General features: G+C 68.6%; 25 protein-coding genes. 10 read left to right on the top strand and 15 right to left on the bottom strand.

All coding sequences use genetic code 11. The features are described from left to right. Window positions 1–238: 238 nt before the first annotated feature. Window positions 239–1,336 carry a Glu/Leu/Phe/Val dehydrogenase dimerization domain-containing protein gene (locus tag AC6CHL_RS04445; RefSeq protein ID WP_038687030.1) on the top strand — a complete coding sequence of 366 codons (1,098 nt, stop codon included), beginning with the start codon at window positions 239–241 and terminating at the stop codon, window positions 1,334–1,336. 94 nt (window positions 1,337–1,430) lie between these two features. Here AC6CHL_RS04445 and AC6CHL_RS04450 read toward each other — a convergent pair whose 3' ends face one another. Then, the gene (locus tag AC6CHL_RS04450) at window positions 1,431–4,286 is read right to left on the bottom strand and encodes a S8 family serine peptidase (protein WP_463601430.1); all 2,856 of its coding nucleotides are present in this window, start codon (window positions 4,284–4,286) and stop codon (window positions 1,431–1,433) included. A gap of 180 nt (window positions 4,287–4,466) precedes the next feature. Here AC6CHL_RS04450 and AC6CHL_RS04455 point away from each other — a divergent pair, with 180 nt between their 5' ends. From AC6CHL_RS04455 to AC6CHL_RS04465, 3 genes are all read left to right on the top strand, one after another. Next, window positions 4,467–5,642, top strand: a complete 1,176-nt coding sequence (locus AC6CHL_RS04455; RefSeq protein ID WP_448134160.1) for a thiolase family protein — start codon at window positions 4,467–4,469, stop codon at window positions 5,640–5,642. Between the two features lie 124 nt (window positions 5,643–5,766). Continuing rightward, a complete protein-coding gene (locus AC6CHL_RS04460) occupies window positions 5,767–6,108 on the top strand; it encodes a hypothetical protein (protein WP_038687024.1) in 342 nt (113 codons plus the stop codon). A gap of 161 nt (window positions 6,109–6,269) precedes the next feature. Next, window positions 6,270–6,674 carry a hypothetical protein gene (locus AC6CHL_RS04465; protein WP_038687022.1) on the top strand — a complete coding sequence of 135 codons (405 nt, stop codon included), beginning with the start codon at window positions 6,270–6,272 and terminating at the stop codon, window positions 6,672–6,674. A gap of 501 nt (window positions 6,675–7,175) precedes the next feature. Here the strand turns inward: AC6CHL_RS04465 and AC6CHL_RS04470 are convergent. Further along, complete coding sequence (locus AC6CHL_RS04470) at window positions 7,176–8,807, bottom strand: isovaleryl-CoA dehydrogenase (protein ID WP_498293543.1); 1,632 nt, start codon at window positions 8,805–8,807, stop codon at window positions 7,176–7,178. A gap of 109 nt (window positions 8,808–8,916) precedes the next feature. Between AC6CHL_RS04470 and AC6CHL_RS04475 the strand changes: the two genes are divergently transcribed. From AC6CHL_RS04475 to pdeM, 4 genes are read left to right on the top strand one after another with little or no spacing between them, the layout of a single operon-like run. Continuing rightward, entirely contained in the window at window positions 8,917–9,924 is a 1,008-nt protein-coding gene (locus AC6CHL_RS04475) for a ligase-associated DNA damage response exonuclease (RefSeq protein WP_038687018.1), read from the top strand. Beyond that, window positions 9,921–11,525 (top strand): ATP-dependent DNA ligase, encoded by a 1,605-nt coding sequence (locus AC6CHL_RS04480; protein WP_498293545.1) that lies wholly within the window; start codon window positions 9,921–9,923, stop codon window positions 11,523–11,525. Before AC6CHL_RS04475 ends, AC6CHL_RS04480 begins: the two co-directional genes overlap by 4 nt. A gap of 14 nt (window positions 11,526–11,539) precedes the next feature. Further along, on the top strand, window positions 11,540–13,987 hold the full coding sequence (locus AC6CHL_RS04485) for a ligase-associated DNA damage response DEXH box helicase (RefSeq protein ID WP_498294001.1): 2,448 nt from the start codon (window positions 11,540–11,542) through the stop codon (window positions 13,985–13,987). Further along, entirely contained in the window at window positions 13,977–14,621 is a 645-nt protein-coding gene (gene pdeM / locus AC6CHL_RS04490) for a ligase-associated DNA damage response endonuclease PdeM (protein ID WP_463601433.1), read from the top strand. Before AC6CHL_RS04485 ends, pdeM begins: the two co-directional genes overlap by 11 nt. A gap of 24 nt (window positions 14,622–14,645) precedes the next feature. Here the strand turns inward: pdeM and AC6CHL_RS04495 are convergent, their stop codons facing one another. The 8 genes from AC6CHL_RS04495 to AC6CHL_RS04530 form a co-directional block, all read right to left on the bottom strand. Then, the gene (locus AC6CHL_RS04495) at window positions 14,646–14,912 is read right to left on the bottom strand and encodes a hypothetical protein (RefSeq protein ID WP_038691935.1); all 267 of its coding nucleotides are present in this window, start codon (window positions 14,910–14,912) and stop codon (window positions 14,646–14,648) included. Window positions 14,913–15,021: 109 nt separating this feature from the next. Continuing rightward, entirely contained in the window at window positions 15,022–16,305 is a 1,284-nt protein-coding gene (locus tag AC6CHL_RS04500; protein ID WP_498293546.1) for an FAD-dependent oxidoreductase, read from the bottom strand. A 139-nt stretch (window positions 16,306–16,444) separates the two neighbouring features. Then, complete coding sequence (gene cspE, locus AC6CHL_RS04505; protein WP_019183439.1) at window positions 16,445–16,651, bottom strand: transcription antiterminator/RNA stability regulator CspE; 207 nt, start codon at window positions 16,649–16,651, stop codon at window positions 16,445–16,447. An 88-nt stretch (window positions 16,652–16,739) separates the two neighbouring features. Next, window positions 16,740–17,486 carry an S-methyl-5'-thioinosine phosphorylase gene (locus AC6CHL_RS04510; RefSeq protein WP_038691933.1) on the bottom strand — a complete coding sequence of 249 codons (747 nt, stop codon included), beginning with the start codon at window positions 17,484–17,486 and terminating at the stop codon, window positions 16,740–16,742. Continuing rightward, window positions 17,486–18,040: a hypoxanthine-guanine phosphoribosyltransferase gene (locus AC6CHL_RS04515; RefSeq protein WP_038687008.1), complete on the bottom strand. Its 555-nt coding sequence runs from the start codon at window positions 18,038–18,040 to the stop codon at window positions 17,486–17,488. Before AC6CHL_RS04515 ends, AC6CHL_RS04510 begins: the two co-directional genes overlap by 1 nt. Next, window positions 18,040–19,047 (bottom strand): beta-N-acetylhexosaminidase, encoded by a 1,008-nt coding sequence (gene nagZ, locus AC6CHL_RS04520; protein ID WP_447595067.1) that lies wholly within the window; start codon window positions 19,045–19,047, stop codon window positions 18,040–18,042. The genes AC6CHL_RS04515 and nagZ overlap by 1 nt, the downstream gene beginning before the upstream one ends. A gap of 96 nt (window positions 19,048–19,143) precedes the next feature. Further along, the gene (locus AC6CHL_RS04525) at window positions 19,144–19,833 is read right to left on the bottom strand and encodes a DsbA family oxidoreductase (RefSeq protein WP_498293548.1); all 690 of its coding nucleotides are present in this window, start codon (window positions 19,831–19,833) and stop codon (window positions 19,144–19,146) included. A gap of 85 nt (window positions 19,834–19,918) precedes the next feature. Further along, entirely contained in the window at window positions 19,919–20,425 is a 507-nt protein-coding gene (locus AC6CHL_RS04530) for a CYTH domain-containing protein (protein WP_447595071.1), read from the bottom strand. A 60-nt stretch (window positions 20,426–20,485) separates the two neighbouring features. Between AC6CHL_RS04530 and AC6CHL_RS04535 the strand changes: the two genes are divergently transcribed. Continuing rightward, window positions 20,486–21,121, top strand: a complete 636-nt coding sequence (locus tag AC6CHL_RS04535) for a hypothetical protein (RefSeq protein WP_498293550.1) — start codon at window positions 20,486–20,488, stop codon at window positions 21,119–21,121. A 60-nt stretch (window positions 21,122–21,181) separates the two neighbouring features. Here the strand turns inward: AC6CHL_RS04535 and rlmD are convergent, their stop codons facing one another. Continuing rightward, window positions 21,182–22,516, bottom strand: a complete 1,335-nt coding sequence (gene rlmD, locus AC6CHL_RS04540; RefSeq protein ID WP_447595075.1) for a 23S rRNA (uracil(1939)-C(5))-methyltransferase RlmD — start codon at window positions 22,514–22,516, stop codon at window positions 21,182–21,184. Window positions 22,517–22,653: 137 nt separating this feature from the next. Here rlmD and AC6CHL_RS04545 point away from each other — a divergent pair, with 137 nt between their 5' ends. Then, on the top strand, window positions 22,654–23,379 hold the full coding sequence (locus tag AC6CHL_RS04545) for a response regulator (RefSeq protein WP_463601438.1): 726 nt from the start codon (window positions 22,654–22,656) through the stop codon (window positions 23,377–23,379). Window positions 23,380–23,486: 107 nt separating this feature from the next. Here the strand turns inward: AC6CHL_RS04545 and recO are convergent, their stop codons facing one another. From recO to AC6CHL_RS04565, 4 genes are read right to left on the bottom strand one after another with little or no spacing between them, the layout of a single operon-like run. Then, the gene (recO, locus tag AC6CHL_RS04550) at window positions 23,487–24,209 is read right to left on the bottom strand and encodes a DNA repair protein RecO (RefSeq protein WP_038686995.1); all 723 of its coding nucleotides are present in this window, start codon (window positions 24,207–24,209) and stop codon (window positions 23,487–23,489) included. A gap of 23 nt (window positions 24,210–24,232) precedes the next feature. Beyond that, window positions 24,233–25,129: a GTPase Era gene (gene era / locus AC6CHL_RS04555; protein WP_038686993.1), complete on the bottom strand. Its 897-nt coding sequence runs from the start codon at window positions 25,127–25,129 to the stop codon at window positions 24,233–24,235. Next, on the bottom strand, window positions 25,126–25,806 hold the full coding sequence (rnc, locus tag AC6CHL_RS04560; RefSeq protein WP_463601439.1) for a ribonuclease III: 681 nt from the start codon (window positions 25,804–25,806) through the stop codon (window positions 25,126–25,128). Before rnc ends, era begins: the two co-directional genes overlap by 4 nt. Next, entirely contained in the window at window positions 25,796–26,179 is a 384-nt protein-coding gene (locus AC6CHL_RS04565) for a DUF4845 domain-containing protein (RefSeq protein WP_498293551.1), read from the bottom strand. The genes rnc and AC6CHL_RS04565 overlap by 11 nt, the downstream gene beginning before the upstream one ends. Window positions 26,180–26,186: the final 7 nt, after the last annotated feature.

The following is a 26,186-nucleotide window of genomic DNA, read 5'->3' on the forward strand; positions in this document are numbered from 1 at the left end:
CGTTGCCACGGCATCGGCGCCATCTTCAGCAACTTTAATGGCCCGTGCCGTCGCAACCGGGGCCGATGCCTGTCGCGGGGTCGGGGCAAGCCCTGACAACACCCTCCGGCGGAATGCACTAGAATGGCGCCGCGCGACCCGTCCCCCGATCCGACGAAGTCGCTTTTTTTGTTTTACAACCCACCTTTTGCTGGTGCGTTCGACGCTGTTCCCAGCCGTTCGCCCCATCGGAGCCACCATGTTATTTGAAACCCTCGAAACTTCCGGTCACGAACAAGTGGTGTTCTGCCACAACCGCGATGCCGGCCTGAGGGCGATCATCGCCATCCACAACACCACCCTGGGCCCTGCCCTGGGTGGCGTGCGCATGCGCCCGTACGCCAGCACCGATGATGCGCTGGCCGACGCGCTGCGCCTGAGCCGCACCATGACCTACAAGAACGCCCTGGCCGGGCTGAACGTGGGTGGCGGCAAGGCGGTGATCATCGGCGACCCGCGCCAGGACAAGAGCGAGGTGCTGTTCCGCGCGTTCGGCCGCTACGTCGACTCGCTCGGCGGGCGCTACATCACCGCCGAGGACGTGGGCACCGATGTCAACGACATGGAGAACATCTACCTGGAAAGCGAGTACGTCACCGGCGTACACCAGGTCCATGGCGGCTCCGGCGACCCGGCCCCGTTCACCGCCTATGGCGCGCTGCAGGCGCTGATGGCCTCGATGCAGCACAAGCTGGGCCATGAAGAAGTGGGCAAGACCAGCATCGCGGTGCAGGGCCTGGGCCACATCGGCATGGAGCTGGTGAAGCTGCTGCGCGACCGGGGCGCCAAGCTGTTTGTCACCGACCTGGACAGCGCGCGGGTCGAACGTGCGGTCACCGAATACGGCGCCGAGGCCGTGAAGCCGGACGACATCTACGACGTCAACGCCGATGTGTTCGCCCCGTGCGCGCTGGAAGGGGCGATCAACCCGCAGACCCTGGCGCGGTTGAAGTGCAAGATCGTCTGCGGCACCGCCAACAACCAGCTCTCCAGCCTGGAGGTCGGCGATGAACTGCATGCGCGCGGCATCCTGTATGCCCCGGACTATGCGGTCAACGCGGGCGGGGTGATGAATGTCTCGCTGGAAATCGACGGCTACAACCGCGAACGCGCGATGCGTCTGATCCGCAGCATTTACCACAACCTCGGCCGGATCTTCGCCCTGTCCCAGCAGGAGGGCATCGCGCCCCAGCGGGCGGCCGACAAGATCGCCGAAACGCGCATCCATTCCATCGGCAAGCTGAAGATGCCGCTGGGCCGGGCCACGCCGCGACTGGGCACGCTGCGCGGCAACTGAGCCGCTCTGCCGCACCATGAAGAAGGGCGCGATTGCATCGCGCCCTTCTGCGTTTCAGACCGTTACGTTGGTCGCCCCGACAGCGGCCGGGTGCTCAGAAGGCAGCCGAGTAGCGCAGCGCCACCTGGCTCAGGTCACCGCGCGGCCCGAAGCGCTGGTCGTAACCGAACGCCACCCGCGTGTTGCGGGTCAGCCACGATTCCACCGACAGGCCGAACAGCCCACCCGACCGCGCCGGCTGCAGGCCCGCCATCGGCGCCCAGGCATCCACGCCGACAAAGCTGGCGTCCTGCACCAGCCCATCACTGGACAGCAGCTGCTGCCATTCGGCATAGCCGCGCAGCGCCCAGCTGCCCCACTGGCGTTCGGCGCGCACGCCGGCCAGTGCCTGGCTGCGCGTGCTCACCCCGCCCTGGGTGCGCAGGCCGAAGCCCAGCCCGCCCTGTTCGCTGAAGCGGTCGCTGTCCACGCGGGCGTAGTCGGCCCCCAGGTACGGGGTCAACGAGGCGCGGCCATCGCCGAGGCGATAGCCGGTTTCCACGCTGGCCGCCGTGAACTGGCCGCCGTAACGGGCATTGACCCCGTACTGGCCGGCACCGAGCAGCAGCTGGCGATCGATTTCCCGCGTGAACTGGCCGGCGCCCAGCTGGCCAAGCGCATAGGCTCGCCCCGTGCCCCAGCCGGCATACACCTGCGCCTGCGATTGGCGGTCACGGCCACGGTCACTGCCCCAGTCGCGGCTGTTGTGCGTGCGGGTCTCGCCAAAGGCGAAGCCAAGCACACCGTTGCTGCCAAAGGCCATGTCCTGGCCCATCATCCAGCCGCGGGTGTCGGCGCCGCTGGCAGAGAAGCTGCCCTGCCCGACCTCGCCGAGCTGGTTCTGCCAGGCACCGCGCAGACGGGGTGCGCCTTGCACCTGGCCAAATCGCGCCGACAGCGCGCGGCGGTTGAGGTCGACGCTGTCGAAGGTGGCCGCGGTGGCCAGCGCGTGGGCCTTGCCCGACAGGCTGTCCAGGCTGGCCTGCAGCGCCTGGTTGCCCTGCACCTGCTGCAGTTGACCTGCACCATTGGCGAAGGCACTACCGGCCATGCTGCCGCCATCGAGCACTTCAAATGCGGTTTCCACCCGCGCCGCCGACGCCAGCGCAGCCCCGCCCACGCCGGCACTGAGGCTGGCGCTGGTGATGTTGATCTGGTCGGTAGTCAGCGTGACGGTGGTGGCGCTCTGTTGCAGCGACATCTGCAGCAACGTGGCCTGGGCCAGACTGTGGGTGACCCCATCGAACTGCCCGCTGATGCCCTGGCCAACCTGCAGCACCGTCTGGGTGCGACCGTTGGCAGGCACGTAGCCGCTGACGATGCTGCTCACATGCACATTGCCGGCCAGGGCCGCGCTGCCGGTGACATTGAGCGGGCCGGCTCCCAGCGCGATCATCAGCTGCGCGCCGGCGCGCTGGGTGTAGTTGCCCTCGATGGTGGCCGAGCTGTTGGCATCGCGCACGATGACGCTGGCGCCGTTGTCGACATCGCCCTTCACCCGGCTGGTTCCGGTCATGAACTGCAGCGCCGCGTTGTTCGGGCTGCCGCCCTGGGCCACCACCAGCACGTTGGAGGTGATTGACCCGCCATCGCGCAGCGCCAGCGTGCCCTGCTCGATCCGCGTGGCACCGGTGTAGGTGTTGGTACCGGACAGGCCCAGCGCACCGACACCCTGTTTGATCAGCCCGCCGCTGCCGGTGATGTTGTTGCTCCAGACCGAGTTCAGCCCCGCCTGGTTGACGTTGACCGTGGTGTTGCCCCAGTCCAGGCGGCCCGGCCCATTGATTGCCTTGGCAATGTTGAGCAGGCCGTAGCCGAAGGTACTGTCCACGCCGGACGCGCCAAGATCGGTGGCCGTACCCAGCAGGGTCTGGCGCACCAGATCGTTGCTGAAATACGGGTACTTCTGCCACACCAGTGCCGCTGCGCCGGATACCAGCGGGGCGGCGAAGGAAGTGCCGTAGTTCCACAGGTAGTTCGGGGTTGCACTGGTGGACGCCGGGTCGACGTACACCGCCGCGCCGGGGGCGGCCAGGCAATACCGCGCGGCGACACCGCAGGCATTGGCGTAGGACGCCAGCTTGCTGGGATCGGTGGAATCCACCGCGGTCACGCTGAGCCAGCCGCGCTCCAGGTCGGCCGCCGGCAGCGTGCCGCCCGGACCGGCCTGGCTGGGCAGCGCCGCCATGCTGGAGGGATTGGGCTTGCTCTCGTTTCCGGTGGCGAACACCACCAACCCGCCATTGGCGATGATGAAGGGGCGGTACTCCTGGGCGATGGGCGCGGTGGCCGCCGGGTTGGTCCAGTACAGACCGCCCCACGAGTTGTTCATGACCTTCACGCCCTGGCTGATCAGGTCCTGGTGGACCTGGTCCAGGCCCAGTGCGCCGTTTACTTCATTGCCGCTGCCCGAGCCGTCGTCGGTGGGGCGCTGGTCGGCGATGATGCGCGCCGACACGATCTGTGCACCGGGCGCGATGCCACCGGGCCAGCTGCCGAGCGCCTTGCCGGCCGCCAGTTCGGCCACTGCCGTGCCATGGCCGACCACGTCGTCGACATTGAGGTTGTTGGTGCGCGGATCGATGTAGGTGTAGTTGGCCAACACCCGGCCCGCCAGCGTGGGATGGTTGCGCATCACGCCGGAATCGACCACGCCGATACGCACGCCGGTGCCATCCAGGCCCGCGGTGCGCGCCGCACCGGCCTGGGTGATGGCAAGGTGCGCGTCGAACGCGGGCTGCTGGGGCGTGGGCGGGGTGACCGGGGGCGTGGTCGGCGGCGTAGTGGGCGGGGGCGACACCGGTGGCGGATCCACGCGCACATTGTTACCGCCGCCCCCACCGCCACAGGCGCCCAGTACCGCTGCCATGGCCGTGACCAGCACCGACCGCCCCACTGCTGCCTTGTTCATCCCTGCATCCCCGTTGACGTGGTGGTATCGCCGCCGATCGGTCCTCCTGGACCTGACCCGGCGGCCAGTGCCAAGCCTCTATACTTGGCCGGTAGTCCGCAGTCTGCCGGGAAAACCCGCTGCCGCCAATGGCACGCGGTCCCACTCTTGAAACCTGCTCACGCACCAACGAGATTGCCCATGTCCAACATCGTCATCGCCGCTGCCAAACGCACCGCCATCGGTTCCTTCCTGGGCCAGTTCACCGGCGTGCCCACCCCGACCCTGGGCGCCAGCGCCATCGCGGCGGCACTGCAGCAGTCCGGTATCGCAGCGGGCGATGTGTCCGAAGTCATCATGGGCTGCGTGCTGCCGGCGAACCTGGGCCAGGCACCGGCGCGCCAGGCCGCGATCGCGGCGGGCATTCCGGTCTCCACCGGCGCCACCACGCTGAACAAGGTGTGTGGTTCGGGCATGAAAGCCATCATGCTGGGGCACGACCTGATCAAGGCCGGGTCGGCCAGCATCGTGGTGGCCGGGGGCATGGAATCGATGTCCAATGCGCCGCACCTGCTGCCCAACTCGCGCACCGGCAACCGCTTCGGCAACTTCCAGGCGGTCGACCACATGGCCCACGACGGCCTGGTCAATGCCTACGACGGCAAGGCGATGGGTGAATTCGCCGAATGCACGGTGGACAAGTACCAGTTCAGCCGCGAGGAACAGGATGCGTTCGCCATCGAATCGGTGCGTCGCGCCCAGGCCGCGCAGGCCGCCGGTGCCTTCGACGACGAAATCGTTGCGGTGAAGGTGGCCGGCCGCAAGGGCGAGGTTGAATTCAGCCAGGACGAACAGCCGGGCCGCTCGGACATCGCCAAGATCCCGACCCTGCGCCCGGCCTTCAAGAAGGACGGCACGGTCACTGCGGCCAGCTCTTCGAGCATTTCCGACGGCGCCGCCGCGCTGGTGCTGCTGGGCGAAGAAGACGCCGCTGCACGCGGGGTGACGCCGCTGGCGCGGATCGTGGCCCACGCCACGCATTCCCAGGAACCGGAATGGTTCACCACCGCCCCCATCGGCGCCCTGCACAAGGTGCTGGAAAAAGCCGGCTGGAGTCTGGACCAGGTCGATCTGTTCGAAATCAACGAGGCGTTTGCGGTGGTGGCCATGGCGCCGATCCGTGAATTGGGCATCCCGCACGAGAAGGTCAACGTCAACGGCGGTGCCTGCGCATTGGGCCATCCGATCGGCGCTTCCGGCGCGCGCCTGGTGGTGACGCTGGTCAACGCATTGCGCACGCGCGGCGGAAAGCGCGGCATCGCTACCCTGTGCATCGGCGGCGGCGAAGCCACGGCCATTGCCATCGAATTGATTTGATTGAACTTAACGCGCATTTCGCAAAAATGAATGCGCGATCGCTTGACAGCCAAACGTGGCTTGTCATCATGTTGCCGGGCGCGCAATAGCGCGTTGCCTAATCTAACGACGAGGATTCACACAAATGAGCATCAACAAGCTGCTGATCGCGATGGCCCTGGGCCTGGCTCTGACCGCCTGCTCGAAGCAGGAACAGGCTGCTGACGCCGCTGCTTCGGCCAACGAAGCTGCCGCTGACGCCCAGGTCGCCGCCGACCAGGCCGCTGCTGCTGGCGCCCAGACCGCCGACGCTGCCCAGGCTGCTGCCGACACCGCTGCCACCGCTGCCAACACCTCGGCTGACGCCGCTGCTCAGGCTGGCGCTGCTGCCACCGACGCTGCTGCCGACACCGCTGCAGACGCTGCCAAGGCCGGTGAAGCCACCGCCGAGCAGGCCAAGGACGCTGCTGAAGAAGCCAAGAAGTAATAACTTCTTTCTTCACGCAAGTCTGAAGAAGCCGCTGGTTCGCCAGCGGCTTTTTCTTTGGGCGCGATCCGGCCGGGGGCATGGCCGCTGCGCACCGACCCTGTCTTCACGCAGGCATGAATAGGCTGGCCTCCCCTACGATCACCGTACTGGAGACCGCCATGAAGATTCGTCCGTTCACCACGTCCCTGCTGGCCGCCTCCCTGCTGCTCGGCCTGGCCGCATGCAAAGGCCCGGAAGCGGAGAAGGCGCGCGACGACGCCGCGCAGGCCGCTGACAGCGCCAATGCCGCCGCACGCGAAGCGGTGGACAAGGCCGCCGCCTCCACGCGCAACGCCGCCGACGATGCCGCTGCCGCCTCCGAGCGCGCCGCCGCCGAAACCCAGCAGGCGCTCGACCGCGCTGCGGCAGCCACCTCCGAAGCCGCGGGCGAAGCCAAGACGGCCGCCAAGGATGCAGGCGTGCACGCCAGCGACGCCACCGCCGATGCCGCGCAGAAGGTGGCCGACAAGGCACGCGACGTGGCCGATGAAGCAAAGAAGAACGCCGACGAAGCCAAGCGCTGAGTCTGCCGTTTCCGCAGCACCCGAGACGCCCCTTCGCAGGAAGGGGCGTTTTTTTATGGTTCTTCTCCCATCGAAGGGGGGGCGTCTTGTTGCAAGGGCCGTCGTAAAGTGAGCACGACAGCCCGCGGGTGGTCGGGCGTGCAGGCACCGCGGCTGGCGTCTCCGATCGGGCTGGTCGCGCGCGTGAGGGCCCCGTAGCAGCCGGTAGGCCCCTGGCGCAAATGTCCCCCGGCCGCAGGGCGGCCTCCTCCTTTATTTTGCCCAGGAGCCTACCGGCTGCTACGGGGCTCGGCTTGCGGTTAGCAGGTAGACGCCACGCCTTTTGGGCGGTGATCGGTGGGTCGGGTGCTGGCTCCCCATGCCCTTGGAGGCGAAATAAAGGAGGAGGGGGCGGCCGCAGGCCGACGCCGGGGGACATTCGCCGGAAAGGGTCTGGGGAGCCAGCGCCCGACCCGCCGATCAACCGTTCGCACCAAGCGCGTCACCACCAACGGTGGTGACCTACGGCAGCGCCCGCGCCAGCACCGCCGCTGTGTCCAGGTCCGCCGGCAGCGTCCCGAATGCCATGCCATGCTCGCCGCCCAGTCGCGAGCGCACGAACGCGCTGGCGATCGGACTGTTGGCACGCAGCAGCACCGCCGCCTGCAACAGCAGCGCCAACTGCTCGGTGATGCGCCGCGCCTGCGCCTCGCCCGGCGACGCCGCCAGCGCACTGCGCAACGCCTGCAACGCCGCATCGAACATGCCATCGCGGCCCGCCACACCATCCAGCTCGGCGTCCAGCACCGGCACCACCTGCGGCTCGCGCGACAACGCGCGCAGCACGTCCAGGCACTGGATGTTGCCGCTGCCCTCCCAGATCGAATTCAACGGCGCCTGCCGGTACAACCGCGGCAGCATCGACTCCTCCACGTACCCCGCGCCGCCCAGGCACTCCTGCGCCTCGTTGACGAACACCGCCGCGCGCTTGCACACCCAGTACTTGCCCACCGCCGTGGCAATGCGCGCGAACGCCGCCTCCGCGCTGCTGTAGCCCGCACGATCGACCGCACCGGCCACGCGAATCGCGAACGCGGTTGCCGCTTCGGATTCAATCGCAAGATCGGCCAGCACGTTGGCCATCAACGCGTGGTCGCACAACCGCTTGCCGAAGCTGGTCCGGTGCCGCGTGTGGTGCAACGCCTGCGCCAGCGCCATGCGCATTTCCGCCGCCGCCCCCAGCATGCAGTCGAGCCGGGTCATCATCACCATGCCGATGATCGTCGCCACCCCGCGCCCCTCCTCGCCCACCCGGCGTGCCCACGCGCCACACAGCTCCACCTCGCTGGACGCGTTGGACCAGTCGCCCAGCTTGTCCTTCAACCGCATCAAACGGAACGCATTGCGGTTGCCATCGGCAAGACGGCGCGGCATCAGGAAACAGCTCAACCCCGCCGGTGCCTGCGCCAGCACCAGGAAACCGTCGGACATCGGCGCCGAGAAAAACCATTTGTGCCCCACGAGGCGATAGCTGCCATCGGCCTGCGGTTCGGCACGCGTGGTGTTGCTGCGCACATCCGAACCGCCCTGCTTCTCGGTCATGCCCATGCCCAGCGTGATGCCGCCCTTGTCGGCGATCGGCACATCGCGCGGATCGTACTGCGGCGCCGCCGCCTTGTCGGCCCACTCGGCCAGCGCCGGGTCCTGACGCAACACCGCCACCGCCGCATGGGTCATCGTCAGCGGGCAACTGGTGCCTGCATCGGCCTGGTGATGCAGGTAACTCAATGCCGCGCGCGCGACATGCGCACCCGTAGTGCCATCGTGCCAGGACAGTCCCGCCACGCCATGCGCCTTGGCCGCGTCCATCAACTGGTGATACGCGGGATGAAACTCCACCGTATCGATGCGATGCCCCTGCGCGTCGTGCGTGCGCAGCCGCGGTTTATCGCGGTTGGCGTCAAACCCCAGCCGGTACAGTGCATCGCCGGCCAGCCCGCCATAGCCCGCCAGCGCCGCCGCAAACCCCTCGCCGCCTTCGCGCTGCACCGCCTCGGCCAGGGCCACGTCATCGGCCCACAGGTTGCGGCCACCGAACGGCGGCGGCTGGTTGAATACCTCATGGGTGTCGAATGCGGGCAGTGCAGAGGACATCGCAGCGGCCTCCTGGCCAAGGGTTCACCCGATTCTGCCGCATCCGGTTGTCGTGCGCCGTTCAGGTGGATTCTCACCTCCTGCACGAGCGCGACGGCACAGTGCAGCCATGAGCCCTGGCAGCACGAATGACGATCTGGTGGTACTTCGCCCGGAAGGGCTGTATTGCCCGGCCGGCGACTTCCATATCGACCCGTGGCGGCCCGTACCGCGTGCGGTGATCACCCATGGCCACGGCGACCATGCGCGCAGTGGCATGGGCCAGTACTACTGCGCCACCGACAGCGTGCCGATCCTGCGCTGGCGGCTGGGCGATGTGCCGCTGCAGGCGCACGATTACGGCCGCCCGTTCCGCGTGGGAAATGTCGAGGTGTCGCTGCATTCGGCCGGGCATGTGCTGGGCTCGGCGCAGGTGCGCATCGACGATGGCCAGCAGGTGTGGGTCGCCTCGGGCGACTACAAGCGCCAGCCCGACCCCACCTGCGCGCCGTTCGAGGTGGTGCCCTGCGATGTGTTCATCACCGAGGCCACCTTCGCCCTGCCGATCTACCGCTGGCAGGACACCGCCGAGGTCGCCGCCGAGATCGTGGCGTGGCGGCACGAGTGCGCCGCACGCGGCGAAGCCGCCATCCTGCTCTGCTATGCCTTGGGCAAGGCGCAGCGGGTGCTGGCCGAACTGCTGCCACTGGATGACCAGCCCGCCTGGCTGCACGGCGCCATTGCCAATGGCGTGGCGGTGTACCGGGAGGCCGGTATTGCCATGCTCGACACCCACACCGTGGCCGAACAGGGCCGCCAACCCGACGCTGCCGGGAAGCTGATCCTGGCACCGCCGTCGGCCGCCGGCACGCCGTGGCTGCGCCGCTTCGGCAAGCATCAACTGGGCTTCGCGTCGGGCTGGATGCAGCTGCGCGGCAATCGGCGCCGACGCAACTACGACCGGGGGTTCGTGGTGTCCGACCATGCCGATTGGCCGGCGCTGCTGCAGACCATCACCGAGACCGGCGCGCGCCGGGTGATCGCCACCCACGGCAACACCGATGCCCTGATTCCCTTCCTGCGCGAACGTGGCATCGCCGCCGAAGCGTTCCGCACCGATTTCGGGAGCGAGGAATGAAGGCCTTCGCCGCGCTGTACCAGCGCCTGGACCGCAGCACCGCCACGCTGGACAAACGCGCGGCCCTGGTCGCCTATTTCCGCGATGCGCGCCCGCACGATGCCGCGTGGGCGCTGTACCTGCTCAGTGGCGGCAAGGTCGGCGGGGCACGGCGCAAGATTGCCGCCAGCGGTGAGCTGCGCGCATGGATCAGCGAGGCCTCCGGGTTGCCGCCCTGGCTGGTGGAGGACAGCTACACGCAGGTGGGCGACCTCGCCGAAACCCTGACCCTGCTGCTGGATGATCCGCCCGACCGCAGCCCGGACCGGCCCCTGGCCGAATGGATCGAAACGCATCTGCTGGCGGTGGCCAACCAGCCCGAGCCGGTGCGCCACGCCGCGGTACTCGACGGCTGGCGGCAGCTGCCCGCCAACGAACGCCTGGTGTTCAACAAACTGCTGACCGGCGCGCTCCGGGTGGGCGTGTCGCAGCGACTGGTGCAGCAGGCACTGGCTGAGCTGTCGGGCATCGACATCGCGCGCATTGCCCAGCGCATGCTCGGCGAGTGGGTGCCCTCCCCCGGGCTGCTCGCGGCGTTGCTGTCGCCGCAGGAGCGCCCGGAAGACCGCCAGCAGCCCTACCCCTTTTTCCTGGCCTCGCCACTTGAAGCCGACGTCGAGAGCCTCGGACCGATCACCGACTGGGTGCTGGAATGGAAGTGGGATGGCATCCGCCTGCAGCTGCTGCGCCGCAAGGGCGAGGCCGCACTGTGGTCGCGTGGCGAAGAACGCCTGGACGGGCGCTTCCCGGAAATCGAGGCGGCGGCCATGGCGCTGCCCGACGGCTGCGTGATCGATGGCGAGCTGCTCGCGTGGCGCGACGGCGAGGCGCAGCCGCTGCCGTTCACCGCGCTGCAGACGCGCATCCAGCGTCGCAAGCCGGGGCCGAAGACACTGCGCGATACGCCGGTGCGTGTGCTCGCCTATGACCTGCTGGAGATCGACGGCGAGGACCTGCGCACGCAGCCGCTGCACGCCCGTCGCGCACGCCTGGCCACCCTGCTGCAGGCACTGGATGATCCGCGCATCGTGCTCTCGCCCACGCTGGAGGCCAGCGACTGGCCGGCCGCGGCCGCGCAACGTGCGCTGGCACGCGAACGCGGCGTGGAAGGGCTGATGCTCAAGCGCCACGATTCGCTGTACCAGAGCGGGCGTCGCCGCGGCGACTGGTGGAAGTGGAAGATCGATCCGCTGACCATCGATGCGGTGATGATCTACGCGCAGGCCGGCCATGGCCGGCGCAGCACGCTGTACACCGACTACACCTTCGGGGTGTGGAACGGCGACACGCTGGTGCCGGTTGCCAAGGCGTACTCGGGGTTGGACGACACGGAAATCCTCGCGCTCGATCGCTGGATACGGGCCAACACCGTGGAGCGGTTCGGGCCGGTGCGCAGCGTGCGCGGCGAACAGGTATTCGAACTGGGCTTTGAAGCGGTCAACCGCAGTACCCGGCACAAATCCGGTATCGCGGTGCGCTTTCCGCGCATCCTGCGCTGGCGTCGCGACAAGCCCGCCAGCGAGGCCGATACGCTGGCCCAGTTGCAGGCCCTGGCGCGGTGACGCGGCGCGAGGCGATGGCGCGGCTGGTGGCGTGGTTTGCCAGCCGCGGCTGGGCTCCGCTGCCCTTCCAGAAGACCGTGTGGCGCCATTACCTGTCGGGCGCGTCCGGGCTGTTGCACACGCCCACCGGCAGCGGCAAGACCCTGGCCGTGTTCGGTGGCCCGCTGCTGCAGGCGCTGAGCGCTACGCGACCGGCGCCAGCGGGTGGTCGCGCACGCAAGCCGGTGCCGGCCCTGCAGGTGCTGTGGATCACCCCGTTGCGCGCGCTGGCCGCCGATACCGCCCGCGCCCTGCGCGAACCGCTGGCCGCGCTGGGGCTGGACTGGCAGGTGGGGCTGCGCACCGGCGATGCCAGCGCACGGGACAAGCGGCTGGCGCGCGAGGGCCGCGTGGATGTGCTGGTCACCACACCCGAATCGCTGGCGTTGCTGCTCAGCTATCCCGACGGCCTGGCGAAGATGCGCCAGCTCCGCTGCGTGGTGGTCGACGAGTGGCACGAACTGCTGGGCAACAAGCGCGGCGTGCTGCTGCAGTTGAACCTGCGGCGGCTGCGCGATGCGCTGCCTGCGCTGCAGGTGTGGGGCCTGTCGGCGACGCTGGGCAACCTGGAGCAGGCGCGCGAGGTGCTGCTGCCCGATGTTCCCGATGCCCCGCTGGTGGCCGGCGCCCGCCCGCGCCCGGTGCACTTGGACACGCTGCTGCCCGCCCACGGCGAACGCTTCCCGTGGGCCGGCCACCTGGGCCTGTCGCAGTTGCAGCGCGTGCTGGAAAAGCTGCTGTCGGTGCGCACCAGCCTGCTGTTCACCAATACCCGCGCCCAGGCCGAGCTCTGGCACCAGGCGCTGGCGGCGGTGTGGCCGGAAGATCCGTCCACGCTGGCGCTGCACCACGGCTCGTTGGATCCGGCCGTGCGCCGCCACGCCGAACAGGGCTTGCGCGAGGGCCAACTGCGCTGCGTGGTGGCCACCTCCAGCCTGGACCTGGGCGTGGACTTCCCGGCGGTGGACCAGGTGCTGCAGATCTGCAGCCCGAAGGGCATCGCGCGACTACTGCAGCGCGCCGGGCGTGCGCGGCACCGGCCGGGCGAATCGGGCACGCTGGTGTGCGTGCCCTCGCACGCGCTGGAGCTGGTCGAATATGCCGCGGCACGGCATGCACTGGCTGCCGGCGTGATCGAAGCGCGCCCCCCGCCCACGCTGTCGCTGGACGTGCTGGCCCAGCATTGCGTGAGCTGTGCGCTGGGCGGTGGCTTCGATGCCGAGGCCTTGTTCGCGCAGGTTCGCCGCACCCACGCGTTCGCGGCACTGGATGCCGCACAGTGGCAGGGCGTGCTGGAGTTCATCGTGCAGGGCGGCCGCGCGTTGTCGCAGTATCCGGACTTCCACAAGGTGGTGCGCGACGAGGACGGCGTGTACCGGGTCCATGACCGGCGCGTGGCGCTGCGCCACCGGCTGTCGATCGGCACGATTACCAGCGATGGCAGCGTGAGTGTGCAGTTCCTGCGCGGTGGCCGGCTGGGTTCGGTGGAAGAGCAGTTCCTGGGGCGGCTGCGCCCGGGCGACCGCTTCCAGTTCGCCGGGCGCCTGCTGGAACTGGTGCGGCTGGAAAACCTCACCGCCTACGTGCGCTTGGCCAAGGGCGGCGATGGGCTGGTGCCGCGCTGGCAGGGCGGCCGGCTGCCGCTGTCCGAAGCACTGGGGCAGGAAATGGAAGCGGTCTTCGCCGCGCCGCCGACTTCACCGGAGATGCGCTGGCTGGCTCCCCTGCTCACCCTGCAATCGCGCATCTCGATGCTGCCGGGCCCGTCGTCGCTGCTGGTGGAAGTTGTGCGCCGTCGCGAGGGACAGTTCGTGTTCGTGTATCCGTTCGCCGGGCGCCAGATCAACGAAGGCGTCGCCGCGCTGATGGCGCTGCGCCTGGCCCGCCTGCAGCCCAACACCCTGGGCTACGCCGCCAACGACTACGGCTTCGTGCTGGCGCCGGCACGCGCGGTCGAGCTGGACGTGGCCGGCATGCGCGCCCTGCTGCAGCCTGCAGGGCTGTTGCACGACCTGCGCGACAGCCTCAACCTGGCCGAACTGGCCCGCCGCCAGTTCCGCGATATTGCCCGGGTGTCGGGCATGCTGGTACCGGCATTGCCCGGACGCACCCCGCGCAGCCTGCGCCAACTGCAGGCGTCCAGCGGACTGCTGTACGACGTGCTGCGCCAGCATGATCCGGACCACATCCTGCTGGGGCTGGCCGAACGCGAGGTGCTGCACGGCCAACTCGACCTGGACAGCCTGGCGGCCACGCTGCAGCGCCTGCAGGGGCGTACGCTGTGCCTGCAGTCACCGCGCACGCTGGGTCCGCTGTCATTTCCGCTGTGGGCCGAACGCCTGCGCGGCCAGCTCAGCAATGAAGACTGGAAAACCCGCGTCAAACGCGCTGCCGCGCAATTGGAGAGCCGCCATGGCACCTGAGTTGCCCACCACGCTCGCCGGCGAGCAGGTCCTGCTGCTGGGCGCCCGCGCGCTGTACTGGCCTGCGCGCAAGGCGCTGCTGATCGCCGACCTGCACCTGGGCAAGGCCGACGTGTTCCGGCGCGCCGGCATCGGCCTGCCCAGTGGCGGTACCGGCGACGATCTGGAGCGCCTGTCGGCGCTGCTGCACCAGCACGCCGTGGATACCCTGTGGATTCTCGGCGACGTGCTGCACGGCCCAGCGCATCGCGCGGCGTGGTATCGGCAATGGCAGGGCTGGCGCGAGCAGCACGCCGCGTTGGAGATCGGCGCCTTGGCCGGCAATCACGACCGGGCGTTGCCCAAGGCCGATCTCGGCCTCACGCTGCTCGGCGAGCAACTGCAGGTGGGGCCGTTTCTGCTGCGCCACGATCCGCACCCGCACCCGTCATTGCATGTGCTGTGCGGGCATGTGCATCCGCTGGCCCGCCTGCCCGGCATGCAGCGGCGTTGGCCGGCGTTCTGGCTGCGTGAGCGGCTCACGGTGCTGCCGGCCTACTCGCGGTTTACCGCGGGCATCGCGCCGGTGCTTGCCACCGGCGAACAGCTGGTGGCCTGCGTGGAAGACGAGGCCATTGCCTTGCCGGCGCGTTGACGCGCCAGCATCAGGCAGCAGGCCTTACGCGGCCGCCAGCACCTGCGGCATCAGCTGGATTTCCGACCGCGGCGGATCGGGTCGAACCGGCCGCCGTTGAATGTCGGTCAGCATCGCGTGTGCGGCATCGCGGATGCGGCGGTGGTGCTCTGGTGCGGTATGCGTGATCAGGCTGGTGACATGGAACTCGAAAATGTCGTGCATCACGTCGGGCTGATCCTCGTGCAGCATCTGCAGCAGTCCGCGCAATTTGCAGATTTCAGCATCCAGGATTTCGGCCGGGAACAGCATGTCCATCTCCTTCAGGTAGCGGTTGGCAGGTGCACGGGTGTGCGGGGCCAACCAATTACTTGTGACAGGTCGTGGGTGAGTTCATCGTCAATCCAGGTTAATTCTGCCTTCACTCCCCCGCAGAAGCCCGCCACGCGGGGTTATCAGCGGATGCCGGTTGGGTCGCATGGGCGTGCATTGCCGCGATGAAGCCGGGATTCAGCGCCAGTTTGCCCATCCAGCCGCGCTGGGTGCCGCTGAGCACGCGCAGCATGTGGCCGTTGCCACCGGGCATGCGCCCCATCGGCTTGAACAGCACGTCGCGCGCACGCGCCAAGGTGTCGCGTTCGGATTGGAACAGCGGCGTCAGCCAGCGGCTCCAGAAGTGGTAGACGGCCACGTGTGCGCGCCGCTGCGCCGCATAGGCCTGCAGCACTGCGTCGCGGTCGGCATGCGCGCGCAACGCATCGCGCAGCGCCAGGGCATCCATCAGCGCCATGTTCACGCCCTGCCCCAGCTGCGGGCTCATCGCGTGTGCCGCATCGCCGGCCAGCACCAGCCGCTCGCGGCTCCAGCGCGACATCACCGCATCGCGATACCCCGCACGCGCCAGCTGCGCACTGTCGCGCACACTGTCCAGACGCGCATGCGCTTCGGGCCACAGCGCGGCAATCTCATCGAGCCAGCGCTGCAGACCGTCGCGTTCCCATTGCGCGAACTGCTCGCGCGGCAGGCTCCAGAAGAAGCTCAGCCGCGGCTGCGCATCGCCCGGTCGCGTACCGACCGGCAGCAACCCGATCATCTTGCGCGCGGCCACGTAACGCTGGCGCAGCTCATCGGGATACGCCCAGTCGCCGCGCGGCAGCAGGCACCACAGCGCGCCCCACGGGTATTCGCGATCCAGCTGCGTGGCCTGCACCTGGGTGCGCAACGTCGAGGCGGAACCGTCGGCGGCGATCACCAGATCGTACGGCCCATGCCACTGGCCACGCGCATCACGCACGCGCCCCTGCACGGCGTCCACCTCCACGATGGTGGTGTCGGCCTGCAGGTTGCCCGGATGCGCCCATGCCTGCGCCAACAGGGTGAACAACGCGCCGCGCTGCATGCCGACGCCGTGCAGGCGTGCATCCAGACCCGCATAGCCCATTTCCATCACGGTGCGCCCGCAGGGCGTGTCGCCATACAACCGGCGTACCGCTGCGCCGTGCGCAAGCACGTCCGGCAGCAGGCCCATCTGCCACAACACGTCCAGGCCAGTGGGCTGCAGCAGGAAACCGGCGCCCACCGGACCGGGCGCAGCGGCCCGTTCGAAGACGTGCACGTCGTGATGGTCGCGTGAAAGAAGAACGGCCAATGCCTGGCCGGCGGTGCCGTAACCGACAATGGCGATGGTGCGTCGTTGCGGGTGCATGCATGTCCTTATAGCGTGATGGGCATCACGTGGTGCGCGGAACGCGCGAACCTGAGTGCTGACGTGCGCCGCTGGCAAACCGGGTCGCACCCAAAAAAAACCCCGCCGAAGCGGGGTTTTTCAATGCGCAGCGCGAGAGTTACTCAGCCGGCACGATGTTCGAGGCTTGGGCGCCCTTCGGGCCCTGGGTCACGTCATAGGTGACCTTCTGGCCTTCCTGCAGACTGCGGAAGCCCTTGGAGTTGATCGCGGAGAAGTGCGCGAAGACGTCGGCGCTGCCGTCCTCCGGCGAGATAAAGCCAAATCCCTTGGCGTCGTTGAACCACTTGACGGTACCGTTCGGCATGGTGATGCGAGACCTTCTTCTATGAATGGGTGGTGTACGCTCAACCAGCGCACTGGCGGAGTATGCAAAGCTTGCTCCGCAATGACAATCACCCCCGCGCCAATTCGCCGATCAGTTCCGGCAATCCGGCCGATGCGGCATCCACGTTGGCCAGTACTTCGGCCATCGTGATTTCATCGCCATCGCCACAGCCGGCGGCCCAGTTGGCCACGATGGCCAGGCAGGCATAGTCCAGCCCCAGCTCGCGTGCGAGGCTGGCCTCGGGCATGCCGGTCATGCCGACCAGATCGCACCCATCACGGCGCATCCGCGCAATTTCCGCGTTGGTTTCCAGCCGCGGACCCTGCGTGGCGCCGTAGCAGCCGCCGTCGTGCACACGCACGCCGGTGACTTTGGCCGCCGCCAGCACTTTGCTGCGCAGCAGCGTCGTGTAGGGGTGGCCAAAATCCACGTGCAGCACCTCGCTGCCGGGTTCTTCACTCAGGGTCGAAATACGGCCCCAGGTGTAGTCGATCAGCTGGTCCGGGCAGGCCAGAACGCGCGGGCCGCACTGTTCAGTGATGCCGCCGACCGTATTGAGCGCCAACACACGCGTCGCCCCGATCTGCTGCAATGCGGCAAGGTTTGCGCGGTAATTGATCTTGTGCGGCGGCAGCGAATGCCCCTCGCCGTGCCGCGCCAGGAAGGCCACGCGCTGGCCCAGCAGCGTGCCGACCCGGATCGGGCCGGATGGCGTGCCGTAGCGCGTTTCCACCTGGTGGCTGCTGACGTCGTCGAGCTGGGCCAGTTTGTAGACGCCGGTGCCGCCAATGACGGCCAGTGCGATGTGTTCCATCATTCCTTCATCGCGTAGATGGCCGGCACGCAGCGCAGCGTTTCATTGACGTCCATGCCGAAGCCGAACACATAGCGGTCGGGCAGATCGATACCGGCGTAGTCGGCCTTGACGTCCGGCAGCGCGCGGTCGTGCTGCTTGACCGTCAGCGCGGCGATGCGCACGTCGGTGGCGCCCTGCTCCAGGCACCAGGTGCGCACGCCCTGCAGGGTGAAGCCTTCATCGAGGATGTCATCGACCAGCAGCACGCGGCGGCCGAACAGCGACGTGGCCGGCTTGTGCTTCCACACCAGCTCGCCGCCGGTGGTTTCGCCGCGGTAGCGGGTGGCATGCAGGTAATCGAACTGCACGTCCTGGCCGCGTGCGCCCAGTTCCAGCGCGAGCTGGCCGGCGAACGGCAGCGCGCCGTGCATGATCGACAGGAACAACGGCACTTCGCCCTTGTAATCGCGCGCGATGGCGTCGGCGATGGTGGCGATGGCCGTGTCGATGGTGGGACGGTCGACCAGCAGGTCGGCCTGGGCCAGGGCCTGGGAAATGGTGAGGTTGGGCATCAGACAGTTCTTCCAAGGGTGTCAAGCAAACGGGATTGGGTAGTGCCATGGCGGGCATCGGCCAGCAGGCCATCCCAGCCAAGCGCGCCGCGGCCGATCAGGCCGAGCAGCGCAGCAGTATTGAGGGTGCGCGGTTCCACCGCACGCAGCGATTCGTCGACCAGCTCGGGGTGGCAGACCAGCACCACGTCGCAGCCGGCATCCAGGTGCGCATCCACGCGCGCCTTGACCCCGCCGGCCGAGAACGATGCGGCCATGCCGATGTCGTCGGAGAACACCACGCCGCGGAAGCCCATCTGGTCGCGCAGGATCTGCTGGATCCAGCGCGGCGAGTAGCCGGCCGGCTCGGGTGCCACCTGCGGGTAGACCACGTGGGCCATCATCACCGCATCGGCACCGGCGTCGATGCCGGCCGCGAACGGAATCAGGTCCAGCGCGCGCAGTTCGTCCAGCGAGCGCGGATCGGAGGCGTCGTTGAAATGGGTGTCCTCACGCACCGTGCCGTGGCCGGGGAAGTGCTTGAGGGTGGCGGCCATGCCCACGCTGTGCATGCCGCGCACGTAGGCCGCGGTGAAGGCCGCCACCACCTGCGGGTCGGCGCTGAAGGCACGGTCGCCGATGGCGAGGTTGCCACGGCCCAGATCCACCACCGGGGCAAAGCTCAGGTCCACGCCACTGGCGCGCACTTCGCTGGCCATCAGCCAGGCATGTTGTTCGGCCAGCGCCAGCGCGGCCTGCGGGTCCTGCCGGTAGAGGGCATCGAAGCCCTGCAACGGCGGCAACGCGCTGTAGCCCTCACGGAAACGCTGGACGCGACCGCCCTCCTGGTCCACGCAGATCAGCTGCGGGCGCGGCGCGGCGGCGCGGATCGCCGCCGACAGCTCGGCCACCTGCTCGCGCGAGGCGAAGTTGCGCTTGAACAGGATGACCCCGGCCACCGCATCGTGCTGCAGCCAGTCGCGTTCCTGGGCGGTAAGTTCGGTCCCGGCAACGCCGATCACGAGCATGGTCGATCTCCAATACGGGGCGCCATGATGGCGCACCGCCGCATTGTCGCAGAAGCCGCGTGTACTGGGCCACGACCTGCGCCGTGGCCGGCCTTCTTACGGGCAGCCGTCCACGTCGCACTGGCCACCCTGCGCCGCCGCAGGTGCCTCGGGCATGTCCGCGGCGATCTGGCGCAGGGCCTGGGCGAACGCCTCCGGCGGCTGGGCCCCCTGGATGGCATAGCGGTCATTGACCACGAAGGTGGGCACCGACTGGATGCCCAGCGCCTGGGCCTGGGAAAGCTGCGCCTGGATCTCTGGCAGCCCCTCGTCGCCGGCCAGCAGCGCGGTGACCCGCTCGGCGGGGATGCCACCGGCGGCCGCCGCGGCGATCAGGGTCTGCGTATCGGCCAGGTTGCGGCCCTCGACGAAATGGGCCCGGAACAGCGCCTCGCCCACCGCCGCCTGCACGCCTTCACGCCCGGCCAGCCACAGCAGCCGGTGCGCTGGCAGGGTGGTGACCCGCACCTGTCCCTGGTCGAAGTCCATCGGCAGGCCCTCGGCACGCGCGGTGGTCTGGGTCTGGGACAGGATCTGCGCGGTGCGCTCGGCGCTGCCGAACTTGGCCACGTAGGCCTCGCGCAGCGGTACCGGGGTGGTGCCGGCGTCGGGGTCGAGCAGGAAAGGATGCCAGTGCACCTCGATCTCGGGCGCGTCATCGCCCAGCAAGGCCACGCCCTGCTGGAAACGATGCTTGCCGATCCAGCACCAGGGGCACACCACGTCGGACCAGATATCGATTTTCATCTGACCAGACTGTGGGCCGCGGGCCGCCAAAACAAGGGGCGTCGTAGTTGCGTGGCACGCCTACGTACCCACCAACGGTGGGTACCTACCGGCCCCGTTCAGCGGCTGACCAGCGCGCGTAGGGATGCGCGGCCAGGGCCAGGTTGTAGTACCGCACCTGGTCGGTCACTTCGGTGCCGGCCCAGTCGGGCAGTTCGATGGCCTGGTCGGCGTGCTCCAGCTCCACCTCGGCCACCACCAGCCCGGCGTTGTCGCCCAGGAATTCGTCCACCTCCCAGACCAGACCGGCATGGCGCACCAGGTGACGTCGCTTGTCGATCAGGCCGCCGACGCACAAGGCCAGCAGCGCGCGCGCGTCGTCGACCGGGATCGGGTAGTCGAACTCCTGCCGGGTATGACCGATCTCGCGCGATTTGAAGTTGAGGAAGGCCTGCTCGCCCTGGATGCGCACGCGCACCGAGGCCTTCTGCGCGCCGCTGTCGAGTGCGGCGGAGTCGTTGATGTAGCCCTGCGCCATCGGGATCACCGCGTGGGCGGCACTGCGCCAGCCATCACCGGTTACGAGGTATTTGCGTTCGATTTCAATGCCCATGCCCGCATTATGGCGCGCACCGCCTACACTGCGCGCCCTTTCCAAGGACCCGGTTCCCCCATGACCCGTCGCACCCGTTTTCTGCTCCTGTCCACCCTGCCCGCCCTGCTGCTGGCGCTGCCTGTCGCGCATGCCGCCGTCTCCGATCCCACCTTGGCGCAGGCCCAGGCCGCAATGGATCGCCTGTTCGACGAGGCCATCGCCGATCGCCCGGCCAACGACAGCAGCCGCCTGGTGGCCGAGGCCTTCCGTCCGCGCCTGCAGGCCGTGTCCGGCTGCCTGCCGGTAACCGACGCGGGCCCGCCCAGCGTGGACTGCATCGTCACCGCGCAGGATGGCGGGGACGCGGTGCACCGCCTGCTGCGCTTCAGCCAGGTGGACGGCAGCTGGGCGCTGCTGCACACACAGCAGCAGCGTCAGCGGCCGGCACCGGTGCCGCCCACGGCGCGCGTGCAGGTACTGCTGCGCGAGGGGTTTGCTGCGCGGCTGGCCCGCGAGCAGGATGCGGGCACGCGTGCGGATCTGACCCTGGCCATGAACAGTGCCGAGGTGTTGGACGTGCGCGACTGCGCGGTCGGCGACGATGCGCCGGTGATCGAGTGCACGGTCCGCGCCGGTGCCGGCAGCGAGCGCGGCGAGCAGACCATGGCGTTTGCCTGGCGGGACGGCCAGTGGGTCAACGCCCCGCAGCCGTAAGCGGCCGCCCCGGTCGGGCGCCGATGCGATGCATCGGCCTCCCGGGCGGTGGCGCCGGTCTCAGCGCTTCTCGAATACCGCGATGCTTTCCACGTGCGCGGTGTGCGGGAACATGTCCATCGCACCGGCACTGACCAGGGTGAAGCCCTGTTCGTTGACCAGGTAGCCGGCATCGCGCGCCAGCGACCCGGGGTGGCAGCTCACATAGACGATGCGCTTGAACTGCTTCAGCGGCAGCTGCTGCAGCACTTCGATCGCGCCCGAACGCGGCGGGTCCAGCAGCAGCTTGTCGAAGCCCTGGCGCATCCACGGGGCGTTGCGCTGGTCCTGGGTGAGATCCGCGGCATGGAACTGCGCGTTGGCCAGGCCATTGCGCTCGGCATTTTCCCTGGCCCGGGCGACCAGGCCCGCATCGCCTTCCACGCCCACCACGTCACGCACGGTACGCGCCAGCGGCAGGGTGAAGTTGCCCAGCCCGCAGAACAGGTCCAGCACGCGCTCGTCCGGACCGGCCTCCAGCAGCTCCAGCGCCAGCGCGATCATCTTCACGTTGAGCGAGGCATTGACCTGGATGAAGTCCAGCGGGCGGAAGGCCAGCTCCACGTCCCACGGCGCCAGCTTGAACGACAGCGGCACCTCGGCCGGCCACAACGGCTGTACCGACTCCACCCCGCCCGGCTGCAGCGAGATCGCAAAGCCATGTTCCTGCCCGAAGGCGGTCCAGGCGGCGCGGTCGGCCTCGGTCAGCGGCTGCATGTGGCGGATGGTCAGCATGATCGCCTCGTCACCGGCGATGAACTCGATCTGCGGGATGTCGCGCTTGCCGTCCAGGGTTTCGATGAACGCGGCCATCGCCCCGACCTTGCTGCCGATCTCCGGAATGACGGTCAGGCACTGGCTCAGGTCCGCCACGAAACGCGGGTCCTGCTCGCGGAAGCCGACCAGGGTCTTGTCCTTTTTTTCCACCCGGCGCACCGAGAAGCGGCCCTTGCGGCGGTAGCCCCAGCTGTCGCCCACCAGCGGCGGCAACACCGTGCCGGGGGTGACGTGGCCGATCCGGGTCAGATTGTCCGTAAGGACCCGTTGCTTGGCCACGATCTGCTGCGACTCCTCCAGATGCTGCAGCACGCACCCGGCGCAGACGCCGAAATGCGGGCAGCGCGGGGTGACCCGCTGGGGCGACGGCTGCAGCACCTCCAGGGTGCGCGCCTCGTCGAAATGGCGGTTGCGCGCGGTCGGTTCAGCGCTCACCACTTCGCCGGGCAGTGCGCCGGTGATGAAGGTGACCTTGGCACCCTCGCCTTCACGGCGGGCAACGCCGCGGCCATCATGGCTGAGGTCGAGGATGTCGGTCTGGAAAGGGGTACGGTCGAGGCGGGAGCGGGATCGGGCCACGTGGCAACAGGCTGCGGGCAAAAAGGGTGCGTATTGTCGCAGATACGTGGGTCGGGCTGCCGATGGGCCCGTTGGAAACGCTTGCAGAGCGCGTTGTCATGTTTAATATGGGCATAGCTGACATGGAGGCAGCCCCAATGCAGATGACCCCTCGGGATCCAATGCCCCGATTCCTGCTCGTCGAGGACGACACCATCAGCCGCGGCTTTTTCAAGGCCGCGCTGGAGACCCTGCCGGCGCAGGTGGATACCGCCGATTCGCTGGCCACGGCCATGGACACCGGCCGCAGCGGTCAGCACGACCTGTGGCTGATCGACGTCAACCTGCCCGACGGCAATGGCACCCAGCTGCTGCATGCGCTGCGCCGTTCACGGCCGGACACGCCCGCGCTGGCGCATACCGCCGATGGCGACACCAGCATCCATGCGCGGCTGCGCGATGCCGGCTTCAGCGACACCCTGGTCAAGCCGCTTACCGGCGAACAGCTGCTCAAGGCCGTGCGCCGGGCGCTGGTCAACAGCCCCGGCACCGCCCCGCCCGCCGTGGGTGCGAGCCTGGACAGCGAGCGTGAAGACTGGGACGAAATCACCGCGCTGGCCGCCCTGAACGGGCAGCGCCACCATCTCATCGCGCTGCGCGAACTCTTCCTGGCCGAGCTGCCGAGCGTGCGCGATGCGGTGGCCCAGGCCTTGCTGAAGCAGGACGTGCGTGCCCTGCAGGGCCAGTTGCACCGGCTGCAGGCCAGTTGCGGCTTCGTCGGCGCAGCGCGGCTGGCACGCGCGGTACGCCAGCTGCACCAGGCCCCGGAGTCCAGCGGCGCCCACACCCAGTTCCAGGCGGCGGTGGAATCCCTGTTGCATTGAGCCCCCGTAGCGCCGGGCTCTGCCCGGCCGGCGGGGAAACTGATGGGGTCGCGCACCCAAAGCAGCCGGGTAGAACCCGGCTCTACTGCGGTTCGATACGCCCGGCGCTACCTGCGCCTGGCCAGGTCTTCCAGCATTTCCCACGACTTCAGCCCGCGCCCGCCCAGGTGGTGCAGCAGCACGGCGCGCATGGCCCGGCGCAGGCTGGCCAGGTCGTCGGGGTCGGGCTGGCGGTCGTCGGCCAGTGCCAGCAGGGCGCTGCCCGTGGCGGTGCCGCGGCGGGGGTCGGTGCCGCGTTCGCTGAGCAGCCGGCGCGGCCCCTCCTGCGGGTCCAGATCGTAGCGGGCGGCCGGGTCCACCGGCTCGCCGTCGCTGCCATGGGCCAGGTCGAACCCGAACCCCAGCGCTTCCAGCAGGTCGCGCTCGAACCGGCGCAACGTCCAGGCCAACGGCTCGCCGTCGCGCAGACGTTGGCGCACCAGGCCGTAATGGTCATACAGCTCGGGCAGCGGATCCTGGCGCGGGGCCAGCCGCATCAGCAGCTCATTGATATAGAACCCGGCCAGCATCGCCTCGCCGCCCAGCCGCGGTGCGGCATCGAGGGCTTCGGCGCCGCGCAGCTGGGCCAGTTCACCGCGCTGCACGGCACTGAAACGGATCCATTGCAGCGGCTGCAGTGCCGCCCGCAAGGCCTGGCTGCGCGGGCTGCTGACACCCCGCGCCAACAGGCCGATACGGCCGTGCTGCTCGGTCAGCACCTCCACCAGCAGGCTGGTTTCGCGCCACGACCGGGCATGCAGCACGAAGGCGGGTTCGTCATCGATGCGCATGGCGCAGCCGTCAGCGACCCGGCTTACTCGTAGCCGAACGCCTTCAGCGCGGCTTCGTCGTCGGACCAGCCTTCACGCACGCGTACCCAGGTCTCCAGGAAGACCTTGGCGCCGAACAGGCGCTCCATCTGCATGCGCGACTTGGCGCCGATGTCCTTCAGGCGGGTGCCGCCCTTGCCGATCACGATGGCCTTCTGGCCTTCGCGCTCGACCCAGATCACCGCGCCGATGCGCAGCAGGTTGCCGTCTTCGACGAACCGCTCGATTTCCACCGTGGTGGCGTACGGCAGTTCTTCACCCAGCTGGCGCATGAGCTGCTCACGCACCAGTTCGCCAGCCAGGAAGCGCTGGCTGCGGTCGGTGATTTCGTCCTCGCCGAACATCGGCGGGGCTTCCGGCAGCAGCTTGAGCAGGTCGCGCACCAGCGCTTCCAGGCCGTTGCGCTTCTGCGCCGAAATCGGGTGGACGGCGGCAAAGGTGCGGCCCTCGGTGACCTGCTGCAGGAACGGCAGCAGCGCGGCCTTGTCCTTGAGCCGGTCGACCTTGTTGACCACCAGCACCACCGGAATGCCCGAGTCGCTGAGCACGTTGAAGGCCAAGGTGTCTTCCTCGTCCCAGCGGCCGGCTTCGATCACCAGCATGCCGGCGTCCACGCCTTCCAGCGAACCGCGCGCGGCGCGGTTCATGACGCGGTTCATGGCGCGCTTCTGCACGCGGTGCAGGCCGGGGGTGTCCACCAGCACCAGCTGCCCTTCCGGGTAGCTGGCAATGCCCAGCAACCGGTGCCGCGTGGTCTGCGGGCGGTTGGACACGATGCTGACCTTGGCGCCCACCAGGGCGTTGGTCAGGGTGGATTTGCCGACGTTGGGGCGGCCGATGACGGCCACGCTGCCGCAATGATGGGGAATTGCTTCGCTCACTTGGAATCCAGTTGCTCGAGGGCGGCCGCGGCCGCCTGTTGTTCGGCCAGCCGTCGCGAGGCACCTTCGCCTTCGGTGCTGACAGCGGGATCGGCTACGCCACAGCGTACCCGGAAGGTCTTGGCGTGATCGTCACCCGCTTCTGACACCAGCTCATACTGCGGCAGCGTCTTCTGGCGGGCCTGCAACCATTCCTGCAGGCGGGTCTTGGGATCTTTTTCGGGCTTGCCGGTGGCCGGCAGTGCCTCCATCGAGGCGTTGAACCACGGCAGCACCACGGTGCGGCAGGCCTCGAACCCGGCATCCAGGTAGATGGCGGCCACGACCGCCTCCAGGGCATCGGCCAGGATGGAGTCGCGGCGGTGGCCGCCGGTCTTCATCTCGCCCGGGCCCAGGATCAGCCGGTCGCCCAGTTCGAGGGTGCGGGCGATGACCGCCAGCGCACCTTCACGCACCAGTTCGGCACGGGCGCGGGTGAGCGCGCCTTCGTCGGCCTTGGGCCAGCGCTGGTACAGCGCCTGGGCCACCATCATGTTGACGATGCTGTCGCCGAGGAATTCCAGCCGCTCGTTGTTGGGCGTACCGGCACTGCGATGCGTCAGGGCCTGCTGGAGCAGGCCCGGATCTGCGAAGGGGTGGCCGATGCGGTCACCACGTTGGAAAGTCTTAGTCGACACCGGCGAGGGTCAGTTCCTGGTTCGAATCGAATTTGCCCACCACGTCGAGGTTGCCGATCAGTTCACGGCGCACTTCGTAGTTGACCTTCATGTTCCAGCCGCCGTCGATGCGATCGAACTTGACGTTGGCCGGCTTCACGTTTTCCGAGTAGCTGATGTCAAGTCGCTTGAACAAAAGGTCCTGCACGCGGGCCGGCTCCATGTTGCCCACGCCCGGCTCCTTGGCCAGGCTCTTCATCGCCGAGCGCACCGAGTAGTACTCCTGGTACATCGGGAACAGCTTCATGCCCACATACAGGCCGAACGCCACCACGATCAGTACCGCCAGGAACGAGGTGAGGGTCATGCCGCGCTGCGTGTTCATCGTCTTCATTGCGTTC

The sequence above is a fragment of the Stenotrophomonas sp. GQ19 genome (genome assembly GCF_059758695.1).